Source organism: Paenibacillus sp. FSL F4-0236, assembly GCF_038000135.1.
Classification (GTDB): Bacteria; Bacillota; Bacilli; order Paenibacillales; family Paenibacillaceae; genus Paenibacillus_AQ.
The window spans coordinates 3,194,654-3,209,860 of sequence record NZ_JBBOBK010000001.1; the positions used below are offsets into that span (position 1 = coordinate 3,194,654).

A 15,207-nucleotide genomic window follows, 5' to 3' on the forward strand; every position below is an offset into this window, starting at 1 on the left:
AATCTAAACCCACCACATTTCTACTAGTGGCTCCTCAATCAATACTTGTTGAAGATTACTTACAGCTTTGGAGAAGCCTTCTTCAACAGACATCAATCCATCTTCATGCTCAATACTGACCACATAATCATATCCTACCAAACGAAGAGCGCTCATAATATCAGCCCAAGTCTTAAGATCATGTCCAAAGCCAACCGAACGGAACTGCCATGCACGGTCAAGCATTTTGGTATAAGATTGCATATCAGTTAAGCCATGCATATTGACATTGACTGGATCAATAACTGTATCTTTAGCGTGGAAGTGATGGATTGCGCCTTGGCGGCCTAAAATATGAATTGCCTGCACCGGATCAATTCCTTGCCACCACATATGGCTCGGATCAAGGTTAGCTCCGATTACTTCACCCGCAGCTTCTCTCAACCGCAGTAGAGTAGCAGGTGTGTGAACGGAGAATCCGCCGTGCAGCTCAAGACCAACCTTCACATCATGCTCTGCGGCAAAGGCTCCCCATTCAGTCCAGTAAGGAATCACTTTATTTTCCCATTGCCAATCCAGAATTTCTTGATAATCGTTTGGCCATGGAGCTACCGGCCAGTTCGGATACTTGGCACCCTCATGATCACCTGGACAGCCAGAGAACGTATTAACGACTGGAACTCCTAGCTTCTGCGCCAATTTGACCGAGTTCACAAAGTCCTCATGATCCTTCTGGGCAAGCTCTTTTTGTGGGTGTAGGGGATTTCCGTGACAGCTCAATGCACTGATCGTCAATCCACGGGATTCCACAGCATGTTTGAATTCTTTCAATGCTGTCTCATTCTCGAGAAGCATCTTAGGATCACAATGGCTGTTACCAGGATTCCCTCCTGTACCAATCTCTACCGCCTTTAGTCCTTTGGACGCTACATAATCAAGAGCATCCTCCAGCTTGCGACCCCCAAACAAGACCATAAATACTCCAAGTTTCATTGTAAGTCACCTCTTTTGCAAATAGTTTACTTACCTTCACCATACATATCGAAGTCTTTTACTACTTGATTCTTCTCAGCAGATTCAAAAATAGCTTCAATCAAATTCTGAACACGCATTACTTCGGCATTCTTAACGATTGGCTCAGCTGTTCCCTCAATAACGGCTGCGAAATTGTCATAGAAGCTAGAGCCTAGCTCCGCAGGTTGAGGTAAAGCTTCTGTAATCGTAGCCCCTTCTGAAGGAGGCGCCATAGTTTTAGTTAATCCAACACCAGCACGTATAGGCTTAGGCTCGATCTTTTCACCTTCATTGTTTCTGGTTACTAAACGTCCAGTTAAAGACCAATCTTCTATAATACCCGTTCCTTCAATACCCTTCACATACCATCTAGGCAGCGTAATAAAGTTAGTTGTCCCAACCTCAACGATAGCTTTAATTCCATTCTCAAATTGCAGGATGGCTTCAAAGCCATCATCTACATCATTGCCTAGAATAAAGCTCAGACTGCTGCTCACACTGATGACTTTGCTATCGATCATAAATAAGAGCTGATCTAATAAATGAACGCCCCAATCTAGCAGCATTCCTCCACCTTGTGCCTTGACATGGCGCCAATCTCCTGGAATACCATTCGCTCCGTGTACGCGAGATTCAAGCTGGAACAAAGAACCGATGGTCTCTTGATCATACATTTTTTTGATGGTTAAGAAATCCTCATCCCAACGTCTGTTCTGATGTACCATGAACACACGTCCTACTGCATCCGCAGCAGCCAGCATATCTTGAAGCTCTTCCTTGGACATAGCGACTGGCTTCTCACAAATAACATGTTTGCCAGCTTGTAGCGCACGTATAGCGATTTCTTTGTGTACATCGTTTGGTGTCGCAATAAGAACAATCTCAACTGCAGGATCTGCTAATACTTCTTCATAACTTTCATATACCTTGTAACCAGCATTGATGGAGTCCGCACGACGTGCTTCAAGCAAATCGTATGTCCCTACCACTTCTAGGGAGTTAGTCTCCTTAATTAATTTCGCGTGATAACTTCCCATTCCACCAAAGCCAACGATGACTACGGAATGTATCTTTGAGCTCATGACTTCCACTCCTACTTCCCTATTAATTATCTGATGTGCCGTCAAAATACACAGCGCGACCTGTACGTGAAGATTCATAAATAGCTTCCAAGATTTGAGTAACAACGAGGGCCTGCTCAGGTTTAACTACAGGTTCCTTGTCTTCTCTAACCGCCTCAAGCCACAAGCGAGCTTCACGATCAGATTCATTTTCCTGTCCACCATCAAAGAACGCTACTCCACCAGCAGACAAGTCTACTTTGGTCTCATACAGACGTCCACCACGGTCACCGTTTAGGCGCAGACCATCCTTCATATCTGCACCACCTTCTGTACCTGCAAGAAGCGTCTGAGCTTCTCGATACTCAGATACATTTAGTGCCCAGCTGGATTCAAGTACAATTGTAGCACCATTTTCCATGGTAATAAATCCAAAAGCTGAATCTTCTACCTTAAATTGCTCAGGATCCCAAGGACCAAAGGCATTTCCAGCGTTCTTTCGGTTACTCAGCTTATGGAAAGACGAGCCCATAACACTGCGTGGTTTATAATTATCCATCATCCATAAAGTAAGATCAAGTGCATGCGTACCGATATCGATCAGTGGGCCGCCGCCTTGCTTTTCTTCATCCAGGAACACGCCCCAAGTAGGAACCGCACGACGACGAAGGGCAATTGCTTTTGCATAATAGATATCACCTAGTTCGCCGTTTTCACAGAGTGCTTTAAGGTATTCACTATCCGAACGATAACGGTTCTGGTAAGCGACAGACAACTTCATCCCCGTACGCTTCGCAGCATCCAACATTTCTTGTGCTTGGGCAGTGGTTTTAGCCATTGGTTTTTCGCACATTACATGGTTACCTGCTTCCAATGCAGCAATAGTAATCACGGAGTGACTGTCATTTGGTGTACATACATGGACAATATCAAATCCGCCAGCTTTCAAAAGCTCAGTGTAATCTGTATAAACAGCAGCGCCTTCAGCGCCATAAGTCTGAGCGGCTTTCTGTGCACGCTCTTCTATGATATCGCAGAAAGCTACCATTTCAGCATCCTTCTGACGTGACAAACTTGGCATATGTTTCCCATTTGCGATACCACCGCAACCTACAATAGCAATTCTCAACTTATTAGACATTAACTTTTCCTCCTTGATTTGCGTATGCTTTTACCCATTTCAAACTATCTTCTACACTTTCTAATGGTGAACGACTACAGAAATCCTGCTCTACTACCGCCCACTCCACATTTGCCTGTACAGCTGCATTTAAAATTGCAGTAAGGTTCACTTCACCTTCACCTAGTACAACAGTTTCCGGAGAGCCGTCTTCTTTTTTCTTCAAATCCTTTAGATGGATGATCGGCAGTCGACCTGCGTATTTATTGATATATTCAACTGGATCATAGCCTGCATGATGTACCCAGCAAGTATCCATTTCCACTTGCAACAGGTCAGCCGGCACCTCTTCAAACAATCCATCAAAAGCAGTACGGTCACTATCACCATATTTATCTGTTAACTCGAAATCATGATTGTGATACAAAAGAACTGCTCCGCCCGCTTTGCACTTTTCTCCAATAACCTTCAGATTCGCGGCAACCTCTTCATAGTTACGTTGTTCTTCTGACAAATAAGGAACAATCAAATTTGGATTTCCAATCTCAAGATTGTAAGAGATCTCTGCTTCTGTATCATTCAACAATGCGTCATATGGACGATGTGCGCCGAGCGCAACCAGTCCAAGCTCATTTAGCAATTGTTTAACTTCTGCTGCAGTGCGGCCGAAATAGTGAAAAAACTCTACGCCTTTATATCCAAGGGCTGCTACCTTACGCAGTGTTCCTTCAAAATCCTGTTCCAATTCTTCTCTAAGCGTGTACAATTGCAGACCTATCTTCAGCATTTTCTAATCACTCCAATGGGTTTAGGGTTAGCTTACTAATTCATTTAAACTTCTTTCTGCTGCTCGTCCCCAAAGAGATCAACAGCAGCAATCACTTGAACAATAATGCTGTTGCAGAATTGACTAATCTGATTCCCATTAGTTTCCTTCAACTGCCATCCTTGTTTGCATAGCTAATATCGACTCCGTATAGCGTGGATGGTCGATTTCTTTCTTTATTGCTTAGGTACATAGTAATATGAAAGCGTATATAATAAAATGAATAATATGATTAAAACATGAACAATCTGATTATCATTTCTAGACATCAAGGAGGACACATGAATCAATCAACTACCTGTCACGTTTTATCTGCTGGATTTTCCTTTCACCGCAAACCTTTTCATATGTCACATAGCCATGGAAATCAGAACTATTTAATTCGTCTGCAAACAGAGGGCCGAAGCCGAGCAATGATCGACGGTGTGATGACTCCAGTGGAGAGCGGCGATATCATGCTGTTTGCTCCTAATGATCCTTACTATTTAATCATTGATAAGGAAGAGTATCCTGTAGGTAAGCCGCGGATTGAAAGCGGAGATTATCATATTTTTTGTGAAGGAACTTGGATTGTTGAATGGTGGGAACGTGCTCAGAGACCCTCACTCTTAAGTGTGCCACTGAGTGAGAATTTCCTCGGCTTATTTCGTCAGCTGATTCTTGAGCACAGACGTCTTTCCGATTTCTCACCAGCGATATCTGCCTGTTATCTGCAAATCCTGTGTATGGAAATCGACAGACTCATTACAGATCAGCCAGCGATTACGCCTAAAGGCTATCTAGCTTATCGAATGAAGCAATATGTTGAGGAGCATGCAACCTTACCTTTTCTGTTGGAGGATGTGGCCGCACATGTAGATATTTCCGTCTCCCGTGCCGTTCATTTATTTAAGGAGGCCTTCGGGACCAGTATTATCAAATATGTAAATGATGTCCGGCTAGAGATGGCAAGAGAACGAATCACCTTCAGCCCGATGCCGCTGGAGCAAGTAGCAGAAACCTGCGGTTTCGCGAACTATACTTATTTTCACCGTGTATTCCGAAGTCGTTTCGGCATGTCCCCTAGACAGTACCGTGTACACAGCAGAACTCAAGTATAATATAGAGGTGAATTGCATCAACAAAAATAGGGCTATCCCTATAGTAGATAAACTACTGAGAGGATAACCCTCGTTTCTATATTAAAACAATAGTCATGTTAATGAGATGATTATTCTTTTTCAGCTGAAATAATCAGGAACATCGGTCTGCGATTCTCGTCCTTCATCCAAGGGTCATTGCTCATTTCATCAGAAGGCTTAGGCTCCTTAACTGCTTTGATAGCAAACCCGGCTCCAATCAAGTCATTGAAGTAGGTTGAAATTGTACGATGATATTTAATCACATTTTCTGTTAAGAAGGTCGTTTCACGCAATCCCTCAGACTGATAATGATCTACAGGCCAATGAAGACGATTGCCTTGGTCATCCACATACCAATCCTGTTCATTTCGAGAAGTAAAGATGGGATGCTCCACTGAAAATATAAAGCTACCGCCTGGCTTAAGGTAAGTATGAACCTTGCGACAGATAGCTTCAAAGGACTCTACATAATGCAGGGCCAATGAACTGATGACCACATCAAATTGTTCGCTCGCAAATTCAATATCCTCAATCGGCATCTGGATATAAGAAATAGCTGGATCGTCTGTTTTTTCACGCGCTTCTTGAAGCATTTTTTCAGAGATATCTACGCCAACGACTGAGTTTGCCTGCTGCTCGCGTGCATATAGACAATGCCAGCCAAATCCGCAGCCTAAATCAAGAACACTTTTATTATGTAAGTCTGGGATCAGAGGTTGTAATACATGCCATTCTCCAGCTGCTTCAAGCCCACCAATGGAACGAGGCATTTGTTTATAGGCTGAGAAGAAATTCGTATCGTCGTATTTATTTTGTTTCATCAGTTATATATCTCCTATCCATAATGTCTTCCATCAGTATATTCTTAGTGACACATTATTTTCAAATCGCCAAATAAAAAGGAGCATCATCTTGGAAGATCCGCTCCTTGTGTTTGTTCTTATTCAATTGCTGTTGTTTGCTCGGCGTTAACCGTACATGCTGTGAAATGGCGCCATAATCTCCATTGGATCTTCGACTTTGAGCTGCGCACCAGATACCTGAGCGCTCTGCCTTTAACAAGGCTTTTTGAGTCTTGGTTCGTGCCATGTGGCACCACTCTCCTATTCATTGATGAACTATTAGACAACTACAGTTTAACATAATACAGACTATGAGCGCAGCCAGAATTCCGTTACAATGAGATCACTGCAAGTTTTCTTACTTATCTAAATAGATTCGGAGGTTTTTAGTGATGAAATACGATGTTTTGTACGAGGGTGCTTTTGCAATGTTAAAGGTATATTTGGACCCCGGCGAAAGTGTTAAAGCTGAGATGGGCGCAATGGTTGCCATGTCTCCTAACGTAGAGTTAAAAGGAACGGCTGATGGAGGCGTAATGCGGGGTCTGGGAAGAATGCTGAGCGGTGAAAAGTTCTTCTTCCAGGAACTCAGAGCTATCCGTGGTCAAAGTGAGGTCCTACTGTCTCCTGGATCATTAGGTGATATCCAAGCTATTGAATTAGACGGATCCTATAAGCTGTTAGTTCAAAAGGACGGATTCTTAGCCGGTACGGAAGGCATTCAAGTAAATACCAAAATGCAAAATTTAACACGCGGACTTTTCTCTGGTGAAGGCTTCTTCATTGTAGAAATCAGCGGCAGAGGAACAGTATTCCTGTCCTCCTTCGGAGCGATCCACGCCATTAATTTAGCACCTGGTGAAGAGATGATTATCGACAATGGACATCTCGTCGCTTGGCCAGATTATATGGACTATAAGGTAGAGAAAGCAGCCTCGGGTTGGTTGAACAGTTTAACCAGTGGTGAAGCGCTTGTCTGCCGATTCCGCGGAGAAGGTGTAATCCTCGTTCAGAGCCGTAACCCTGGGAGCTTCGGAACGTGGATTAAATCCTTCGTACCCACTCGAAGCTAAGAAAAATGACATAGGCTTTCCCATAAGTAGGATTTCCTTTAACTGTTTAAAAGGCAATGTAGCGCTTCTCTGGTTTTTAAGAAGCGCTGCTTTGCCTGCAAATTAAGGAATATCTCCCTATAATTCAGAAATTTCTGCGTATTTGACTACTAATTAGGGAAATCCTCCCTATAATTCAACTGATTTGTTGTGAAATATAGATTTTTCGCGGATTTATAGGGAGGATTTCCCCATTTCCATTCATATCGGCCAATTATCAGTTATTTAGAGGGAGTATTTCCCTAATTACTCTCCGAAAAAGAGGCCGTCCCATGAGTAGCATTTACTACTTCCGAGGCAGCCTCTTCTTTTAATTAGAAAGCGGGATTATGAGACCGCTTTGTTTGCTTTTTCTTTTTTGCAGCCTGTTCGTTTACATGTGTCATAAGTACCCTTGAAATCTAGGCGGTGATCCGTGACGTTAAAGCCGTATTCACGTTCCACTCTTTTCTCCAGCTCCACTAGCCAGTCATCCTTAATTTCCTCCAACCTGCCGCACACGCTGCATATCAAATGATGATGCATGTGAGAATGATCATTCCCGCGCAGATCGTAACGAGCGACTCCATCTCCGAAGTTCATCTTTTCTACAATGTGAAGCTCGCATAAGAGCTCAAGTGTACGGTATACCGTTGCCAGCCCTAAATGCGGATAACTGTTCTTGACAAGCATATATACTTCTTCTACGCTGAGATGATCTTTCTCATTGTCGAGCAATATGTTCACTATGGCCTCACGCTGGGGCGTTAATTTATATTTTTGCGCCGCAAAAAGCTGACTGATATTTGAAATTTGATCCATTTGATCTCCTACCTTCCCGGAATGATTTAACATCCGTATCCACTGAGACGCACCCATTTATGCATCAAAACATTAAACGTAAATAGTAATCTTTACGATATAATCATATCAAAAATAATCACGAATGAATAGAGCCTGACATCATTATAACATTTCAGCTCTCTTATCCAAAGTTCTTTCATCCATTCCTGCCTATTTTTCTGCCAAAATCTACTTTTTCGTGAAATATTATAGGTTTGACCGCAACCTTTCCATATTTTTCTGCGTTTAAGAATTTGATAGCGGCCACGAGGCCTATCCATACAACGAGGTGAAATAACCATGAATATGAAAAAAAGAACGTTAGCCGCGATTACAACCGTTACGATTCTCTCCTTCTCTTTGGGTGGCCAAATATTTGCAGCCGGAAATACCTTTAAGGATATTGATAATATAAACGGCAAAGAAAAAATTATTTCTTTAAAAAATCAAGGCTTGATCAAAGGGGTTAGTGAATCCCAATTCTTGCCCAGCTCCAAAGTAACAACAGCACAAGGGATCCAGTTCATTTCGGGTGGACTCCAGCTTAGTCTCGCGGCTATTGATTTCAACAAAGCTCCTGTTGCTAGTGGCTTGTTCACGAAAGTCAAGGATAAAGCTTGGTATGCTGAAGCCTTTATCAATGCGTATTACAATCGTGTCGAGCTTCCTAAGGACATTGATCCAACCAAAACAATGACCAAAGAAGAGTTCACCAATTATCTAGTGCAAGGGGTCGAAGGCATTGGGAATCTGCCGATGATCAATATAGTGCCCGTAGATATCGCTGACGATGCTGCGCTGAATCCTTCTTATCAAGGCAGCATTCAACGTTCTCTTAAATACAAGATTAATAGTTTAGACGCCAATGGGAAGTTTAATCCAAAAAGTGAAATCACTCGCGCCGAAGCTGCGATTATGCTCTATAATGCTTTGGAATTCCTGAAGACCGGTATTAAATCCTAACCTTGAAGCGACGCACCACTAACATTGAATGGTAAACAAGAAAAAGCAGCCCAGGTATAGTCCTGAACTGCTTTTTTGCGTCTTGATCTTCTTCTATACTTCTTCTCCACTAATTCTGTTCAGAAATTGCAGAGCACGAGGATGCTGCGGATGCTCAAGAACTTCTTGCGGAGTCCCTTGCTCTAGAATACGGCCTCCATCCATCAGAATGATCCGGTCAGCCACATCCGCAGCAAATTTCATCTCATGGGTCACTATCACCATAGTCATTCCCTCTGCCGCTAACTGTTTAATAACCTTAAGCACTTCCCCCACCAACTCAGGATCAAGCGCAGAGGTAGGCTCATCGAACAACAGCACCTCTGGATCTACTGCCATGGCACGAGCGATAGCTACCCGTTGCTGCTGGCCACCAGACAGTTGGTGCGGATAAGCATCCGCTTTGTCCGCCAAGCCAACTTTAGTTAACAACTTAAGGGCACGTTCGCGTGCTTCGTCCTTGGATCGTTTCTGGACCGTCACCTGCCCCTCCATCACGTTGCCTAGTGCAGTCATATGTGGAAAAAGATTATAGGACTGAAAGACCATCCCTGTTTTTTGGCGTAATGCCAAAATGGACTTCTGGGGGATTTTCTTGTTATCCGTGAAATTAATTTTTATATCACTGAGCGATAAGCTTCCTTGATCAGGGACTTCAAGCAGATTAAAGCAGCGTAAAAGCGTTGTTTTGCCTGAACCCGATGGGCCAATAATGACCAGTACCTTGCCGTGCTCCATTTCGAGATCAATGCCCTTTAATACCTGCAGCTCACCGAAGGATTTATGCAAATTAAGTATTTCAATCATAATTGTCTCCCCCTTTAGCTCGCAGAGTAACGACTCAGTCGTTTCTCCAAGTAATTTTGCAGTGCTGATAACACTGAGCAGAATAGTAAATAGAACAATCCTGCCTCGCAATAGATCAGCAGTGGCTCATAGGAGGTGGAAGCAACCTGCTGTGCTGTTCTGAACATCTCCGTATAGGTAATGGTCGCTGCCAGTGAAGTGTCTTTGACCAAGCTAATAAAGGAATTCGATAACGGCGGAACAGAAACACGGGCAGCTTGTGGCAGTATAACGCGGCGCAGTGCCTGGGCACGAGTCATCCCAACGGAGAAGGCCGCTTCCCACTGACCTTTATGTATAGACAGGATAGCAGCACGTATGATTTCTGATGAATAAGCTCCTACACTAAGCGTAAATCCAATGGTCGCGGCTATGAAAGGGTCGAGCACGATTCCAACTGCCGGCAAACCATAGAAAATAATAAACAGTTGTACCAACAAAGGGGTTCCACGAATGACCCATACATAAAAGCGAGCGATCAGCTTCGGAAGTACCCACGGGGAGAGACGAGCTAATGCAGTCAATATCGCTAAGATCAGTCCCAGTGCAAATGATATCAATGCCAAAGGAATGGTAAAAGCCACCCCAGCTTTTAGCAGGGGTAGCAGTGAATCTAAGAAAATTTGTATTTTGCGGTCATCCATTTTTAGACATCCTTTTTTGGCTCCAAGCTGGTTAGCTTCTGAAACCTTGTATTATTTTGAAACGTCAGCACCAAAGTATTTCTCAGAAATCTTTAAGTATGTGCCATCGCTCTTCATTTCAACAATTGCATCACTCACTGCTTTTACCAACTCATCGTTGCCTTTTAAGAAAACAGCTGCGCTTTGCGAACCGTCAGGAATCTCATCTACCACTTTTATTTTCACATCAGGCTTTTGCTTTTTCAGGTCCAGATAAGACAAACCATCATTTACAGTCGCATCAATACGGCCTGAGGTCAATAGGTCCATCGCTTGATTGAAACCGTCTGTAGCAACGATTTCAGCACCGTTCTCACGGGCGATATCGGACAGGTTACTGGTTAGAGATTGTCCAGCTTTTTTACCCTTAAGATCTGCAAATGTTTTGATATCCTCATTGTTTTCACTCACTATCAATACCGCTTTAGATACGATATACGGTTCAGAGAAATCATATTTCACTTTACGATCTTCATTAATGGATACTTCGTTAAAAATAACATCAAAACGCTTGGCATCCATCCCAGCAAAAATACCGTCCCACTGTGTCTCAAAAAATTCTGGTTCAACACCGAGGCGCTTCGCTACTTCCTCAGCAATTTCTACGTCAAAGCCGGTCAGTTTCCCCGAAGCGTCATGATAAGTAAAGGGTGCATACGTCCCTTCTGTTCCTATACGCAATTTGCCGCTAGCTTTAACAGCTTCCAGGCTGTTTTGCGCAGTGGCTGTATTTCCACCATTCGTTCCAGCTGAAGAATTTTTAGAAGTATCGGTATTCGAATTATTGCCGCAGGCCGCTACAAACACCACGGTTAACGCCAATAGAATAGTTAAACTTAGTTTTTTCATTATTAATTCCCCTCTCTTTACCCGGAATTCATCCGGTAAATTGTATACTACACTGGCTGATGTTTACCGTCAATGATTTTTTCCGATTATATTCATCGGAATTGTAATATTAGGTAAATCTCTACCCTTATATTACCCATTCTTAGAATAATCCTTCACAAGATCCTCTCTTTACATCTCAGAAAGATATGGTATATTTATAAACAAATTAAATATGGACCTGTTATTTCACTAGGGGAGTCGGCCGACTGAGACGGAGCTTCAAGCTCCGGACCCTTGGAACCTGATCTGGATCATACCAGCGGAGGGAAGTGGAGCAGAATTTTCATCCCATGCATTTTTAGTGTTCCTATGCTGAATGAACTTTTTGACCCATTTATTTCCCACCGGAAATGAATGGGTCTTTATTTGTTTACAATCAATCACAAAACTTAAGCGTAGGCTTTCGAAGCAAGTTTTGTACGATGCTTTCCAAGAAGCCAACGCTCACAAATTTTTAGGAGGTTCGATCATCACGACAATCCTATCCATTCAAGGCTTAACCTACTCTTTTCCGGAATCAGAACAACCCCCTGTATTCGCAGATCTATCCATGGATATCAGGCAAGGTGAGTTTGTTTCTGTCATTGGGGCTAGCGGATGCGGAAAAAGTACGCTTTTCAAAACTATAGCAGGCTTACTCGAACCCACTCATGGGAAAATAAAAATTCATTCGAACTCGTCATCCTCTACTCGCTTAGGTCAGATCGCATACATGCCTCAGCAGGATTTGCTGCTGCCTTGGAGAACCGTGCTCGACAACTGTCTTTTGCCCTGGGAGATTAAACCAAGGTTTAGTAAACAACAGACGATCTCTCACATTCGGGAAATGCTGTCACGCTTCGGTTTGGCCGATGTAGAGAGGGCTTATCCCCATGAGCTATCGGGTGGCATGAAACAGCGAGTCGCATTTCTACGAACGCTTGTAGCTGGCGGCGGGGCCGGTCTTATGCTGTTAGATGAGCCATTTGGAGCGCTCGACGCTATGAACAAACGTGAGATACACCGTTGGCTGTTGGAGCTTTGGGATGAGCTGGATCAAACTGCGATGCTCATCACCCATGATCTAGAGGAAGCGCTGTTACTAAGCGATCGGATTTATTTATTGTCTGGAGGCGTGCATAGCGAATTACAGGAGATCGTCGTTGATTTACCGAGGCCAAGACATTACAAGATGAACTATGAACCCCGGTTTATAGCGTTACGGGAAGAGTTGGAGCGGAGACTGTATGCATCCCATACCTTTTAAAAAATATTTAAACAATTACGGCCCCTTCATTCTACTGCTATTGTTCATTCTTGTGATCTGGGAATCAGCTGTTCGTCTTCACTTGATTCCAGCCTTTATCCTACCTGCACCTTCTTCAATAGGTATCGCATTGATCGAACACAGGCAATTACTCAGACCGCATTTAATGGCGACACTGCAGGAAATATTGGTAGGTTTTGTTCTCTCGGTTATCTGTGGTTCACTGCTGGGCACCGGAATGTTCTTATTTCGCCCCCTTGAAAAGGCCATCTATCCGTTCCTTATTATCAGTCAGACGATCCCGTTAATCGCGCTATCCCCCATTTTTATTATGTGGTTAGGGTATACGCTGTGGAGCAAAGTGGCTGTTGTGTTTCTAACTGCTTTTTTTCCAGTCGTTGTGAGTACATATGACGGACTTCGTACAAGTGGTCCAGCCTACAAAGACTTATTGTTAACATTTGGCGCAAACCGCTGGCAACTGCTTGCTAAAACCCAAATCCCGCTGGCGCTGCCCTCTTTTTTCTCAGGACTAAAGCTATCCATTGTGTACTGCGTGATTGGAGCAACCATCGGCGAATGGCTCGGCGGCAGCAAAGGACTCGGTTACTTTAGCAGAAGGATGGCCGGAAATATGCAAAGTGCCGAAATGTTCGCCGCTGTATTTCTGTTGTCCGCGCTCGGTGTAGTGTTGTTTCTGATGATAGCTCTGCTCGAACCATTATTTTTAAAGAAAAGAGGATCTAAGCAATGAATGATTTTAATTTCCAAAGAAAATGGCTTATTCCCGTATTTCTCATATGTTCACTCCTAATCTTCACCAGTTGCGGAAAAGCATCCAATGTAAGTAGTCCTCCTGCTAATTCATCTAATAACGAAATTAAACAAACGCACAAGCTGACGATTATGCTCGATTGGTATCCCAATGCCGTTCACTCTTTTTTATATGCTGCTGAGCAGAATGGTTATTTCCAAGAGGAAGGTCTGGACGTAGAGATCCAAATGCCCGCAGACAGCAATGACGCACTGAAGCTTGTAGCAGCGAATCAAATCGATTTAGCGCTTAGCTATCAACCTCAGGTGCTCATGGCACGCAGTGAGAACATTCCAGTACGTTCGATTGCAGCGATTGTGAGGCATCCGCTTAATCATTTAATGGTACCTCAGGCTGGTGACATTCATAGTCCCAAAGACCTCACAGGTAAACAGATTGGGTATTCTTCCATTCCTCTTTATGAAGCCATGATTCGTACGATGATCCAGAACGATGGGGGTGACCCTAAGGCCAGCAAATTAATCGACGTAGGCTTTGACCTTATTCCGGCGATTGCGACGGGGCAAGTGGATGCCATTATGGGAGGGTTCATTAACCACGAACAATTAATCTTGGAAAAAGAAGGTCATCCCGTGAACTCGTTCAATCCCACGGATTACGGAGTCCCCGATTATTATGAGCTAGTCCTTGTCGCCAGCGATCAAGGAATACAAAATTCTGAATCCTATTTCAAAAAGTTTGTAAATACAATTACAAAAGGACAACAATTTGTGCAGGATAATCCGGAAAAAGCGTTAAATTTGCTGCTTGCACACGAAGATGAGACCTTTCCACTCGATAAGCAAATTGAAGAGAAGAGCCTGGCGATTCTACTACCGCTAATGAATGCGGGTGATCAAGATTTTGGATATCAAGCGCCAGCGTCTTGGGAGAAGGTTAGACAGTGGCTATCGGACAATGATTTACTGTCTACTGACATCGAAGCTGAGGATGCTTTTATTAATCTTTAAACATTAACTATTCGCTAATAAAACTTGAGGAGGAATAATCATGAGTTATCTATCCAAAGTACGGGAATCCAATCCACTGGTCCACAATATCACCAACATCGTCGTAGCCAATTTCACAGCCAACGGTCTTTTGGCGCTCGGTGCCTCCCCCTTTATGGCGGATGCTCACGAGGAAGTGGTCGATATCGCCGCATTTTCATCTGCCGTAGTTCTAAATATCGGCACACTGAATGACTACGCCATTCAATCCATGGTGCTCGCGGGACAATCTGCGAATAAGCACAGCGTTCCCTTAGTTCTTGATCCAGTGGGTGCGGGAGCCACTTCTTATCGAACAGCGGTCACTCAAAAGCTAGTGAATGAGATGCAGATTACCGCTCTACGTGGCAATGTAGCTGAAGTTGCCAATGTCATTGGTGAAAGCTGGTCTATTAAAGGGGTAGATGCAGGCGAAGGGGATGGCGACGTAGTCGTCTTGGCTGAGACAGCCGCGCGGAAGTTAGGCTGTGTAGTTATCATCACCGGAAAAGACGATGTCATCACAAATGGAGATAACACCTACATTGCCAGCAACGGTCACCCTATTCTAACGAAAGTAACGGGAACCGGTTGTCTGCTAAGTGCAGTAGTCGGTGCATTTCTAGCGGTAAGTGAAGGAGCATCTCTTGAAGCCGCAGTCGAAGCCCTCTCCTTCTATGGAGTGGCTGCTGAAATCGCCGCTGAACTAACGACTGGACAAGGTCCGGGTAGCTTTCAAATCGAGTTTCTAAATCAATTGAGCTTGGTCACAGCTGAAACTTACCAAGATAAATCAATAATCAAGCAACTCAGATAACAACCCTAAGGAGTGAACAATG

At 43.7% G+C, this 15,207-nt stretch carries 17 protein-coding genes and 1 riboswitch; of the genes, 7 read left to right on the forward strand and 10 right to left on the reverse strand.

Features of this window, described 5'->3' with window-relative positions:
* Positions 1–3: 3 nt before the first annotated feature.
* The 4 genes from NSQ29_RS14535 to NSQ29_RS14550 are packed head-to-tail and all read right to left on the reverse strand — an operon-like array spanning position 4 to position 3,961.
* Positions 4–972, reverse strand: a complete 969-nt coding sequence (locus tag NSQ29_RS14535) for a sugar phosphate isomerase/epimerase family protein (protein ID WP_341125423.1) — start codon at positions 970–972, stop codon at positions 4–6.
* Between the two features lie 26 nt (positions 973–998).
* On the reverse strand, positions 999–2,075 hold the full coding sequence (locus tag NSQ29_RS14540; protein WP_341125424.1) for a Gfo/Idh/MocA family protein: 1,077 nt from the start codon (positions 2,073–2,075) through the stop codon (positions 999–1,001).
* A gap of 22 nt (positions 2,076–2,097) precedes the next feature.
* Positions 2,098–3,195, reverse strand: coding sequence for a Gfo/Idh/MocA family protein (locus NSQ29_RS14545; protein WP_042187538.1), 1,098 nt, complete (start codon positions 3,193–3,195; stop codon positions 2,098–2,100).
* The gene (locus tag NSQ29_RS14550; protein WP_076282852.1) at positions 3,188–3,961 is read right to left on the reverse strand and encodes a sugar phosphate isomerase/epimerase family protein; all 774 of its coding nucleotides are present in this window, start codon (positions 3,959–3,961) and stop codon (positions 3,188–3,190) included. The genes NSQ29_RS14545 and NSQ29_RS14550 overlap by 8 nt, the downstream gene beginning before the upstream one ends.
* 320 nt (positions 3,962–4,281) lie before the next feature.
* On the opposite strand from NSQ29_RS14550, the gene NSQ29_RS14555 reads away from it, so the two are divergent.
* On the forward strand, positions 4,282–5,100 hold the full coding sequence (locus tag NSQ29_RS14555; protein WP_042187534.1) for an AraC family transcriptional regulator: 819 nt from the start codon (positions 4,282–4,284) through the stop codon (positions 5,098–5,100).
* A 110-nt stretch (positions 5,101–5,210) separates the two neighbouring features.
* Here the strand turns inward: NSQ29_RS14555 and NSQ29_RS14560 are convergent, their stop codons facing one another.
* Positions 5,211–5,942: a class I SAM-dependent methyltransferase gene (locus NSQ29_RS14560; protein ID WP_341125425.1), complete on the reverse strand. Its 732-nt coding sequence runs from the start codon at positions 5,940–5,942 to the stop codon at positions 5,211–5,213.
* Positions 5,943–6,003: 61 nt separating this feature from the next.
* Complete coding sequence (locus NSQ29_RS14565; protein WP_341060574.1) at positions 6,004–6,210, reverse strand: hypothetical protein; 207 nt, start codon at positions 6,208–6,210, stop codon at positions 6,004–6,006.
* Between the two features lie 145 nt (positions 6,211–6,355).
* On the opposite strand from NSQ29_RS14565, the gene NSQ29_RS14570 reads away from it, so the two are divergent.
* Positions 6,356–7,036, forward strand: a complete 681-nt coding sequence (locus tag NSQ29_RS14570; RefSeq protein WP_042187527.1) for a TIGR00266 family protein — start codon at positions 6,356–6,358, stop codon at positions 7,034–7,036.
* A 366-nt stretch (positions 7,037–7,402) separates the two neighbouring features.
* Here NSQ29_RS14570 and NSQ29_RS14575 read toward each other — a convergent pair whose 3' ends face one another.
* The gene (locus tag NSQ29_RS14575) at positions 7,403–7,876 is read right to left on the reverse strand and encodes a Fur family transcriptional regulator (RefSeq protein WP_042187525.1); all 474 of its coding nucleotides are present in this window, start codon (positions 7,874–7,876) and stop codon (positions 7,403–7,405) included.
* A 321-nt stretch (positions 7,877–8,197) separates the two neighbouring features.
* On the opposite strand from NSQ29_RS14575, the gene NSQ29_RS14580 reads away from it, so the two are divergent.
* The gene (locus NSQ29_RS14580; RefSeq protein WP_076282857.1) at positions 8,198–8,860 is read left to right on the forward strand and encodes an S-layer homology domain-containing protein; all 663 of its coding nucleotides are present in this window, start codon (positions 8,198–8,200) and stop codon (positions 8,858–8,860) included.
* Positions 8,861–8,953: 93 nt separating this feature from the next.
* On the opposite strand, the gene NSQ29_RS14585 is transcribed toward NSQ29_RS14580, so the two are convergent.
* Genes NSQ29_RS14585 through NSQ29_RS14595 form a run of 3 tightly spaced genes read right to left on the reverse strand, consistent with a single transcriptional unit; the run spans position 8,954 to position 11,277 of the window.
* Positions 8,954–9,706 (reverse strand): amino acid ABC transporter ATP-binding protein, encoded by a 753-nt coding sequence (locus NSQ29_RS14585; protein ID WP_341125426.1) that lies wholly within the window; start codon positions 9,704–9,706, stop codon positions 8,954–8,956.
* 14 nt (positions 9,707–9,720) lie between these two features.
* On the reverse strand, positions 9,721–10,389 hold the full coding sequence (locus NSQ29_RS14590; RefSeq protein WP_076299420.1) for an amino acid ABC transporter permease: 669 nt from the start codon (positions 10,387–10,389) through the stop codon (positions 9,721–9,723).
* A gap of 51 nt (positions 10,390–10,440) precedes the next feature.
* Positions 10,441–11,277 (reverse strand): amino acid ABC transporter substrate-binding protein, encoded by an 837-nt coding sequence (locus NSQ29_RS14595; RefSeq protein WP_076282859.1) that lies wholly within the window; start codon positions 11,275–11,277, stop codon positions 10,441–10,443.
* A 223-nt stretch (positions 11,278–11,500) separates the two neighbouring features.
* A riboswitch (TPP riboswitch) is annotated at positions 11,501–11,604 on the forward strand.
* A 265-nt stretch (positions 11,605–11,869) separates the two neighbouring features.
* Between NSQ29_RS14595 and NSQ29_RS14600 the strand changes: the two genes are divergently transcribed.
* From NSQ29_RS14600 to thiM, 4 genes are read left to right on the forward strand one after another with little or no spacing between them, the layout of a single operon-like run.
* Positions 11,870–12,565, forward strand: a complete 696-nt coding sequence (locus tag NSQ29_RS14600) for an ABC transporter ATP-binding protein (RefSeq protein WP_341125427.1) — start codon at positions 11,870–11,872, stop codon at positions 12,563–12,565.
* Entirely contained in the window at positions 12,546–13,319 is a 774-nt protein-coding gene (locus NSQ29_RS14605; RefSeq protein ID WP_341125428.1) for an ABC transporter permease, read from the forward strand. Before NSQ29_RS14600 ends, NSQ29_RS14605 begins: the two co-directional genes overlap by 20 nt.
* Positions 13,316–14,350, forward strand: a complete 1,035-nt coding sequence (locus tag NSQ29_RS14610) for an ABC transporter substrate-binding protein (protein WP_341125429.1) — start codon at positions 13,316–13,318, stop codon at positions 14,348–14,350. The genes NSQ29_RS14605 and NSQ29_RS14610 overlap by 4 nt, the downstream gene beginning before the upstream one ends.
* A 40-nt stretch (positions 14,351–14,390) precedes the next feature.
* Entirely contained in the window at positions 14,391–15,185 is a 795-nt protein-coding gene (gene thiM / locus NSQ29_RS14615) for a hydroxyethylthiazole kinase (protein WP_341125430.1), read from the forward strand.
* Positions 15,186–15,207 lie beyond the last annotated feature (22 nt).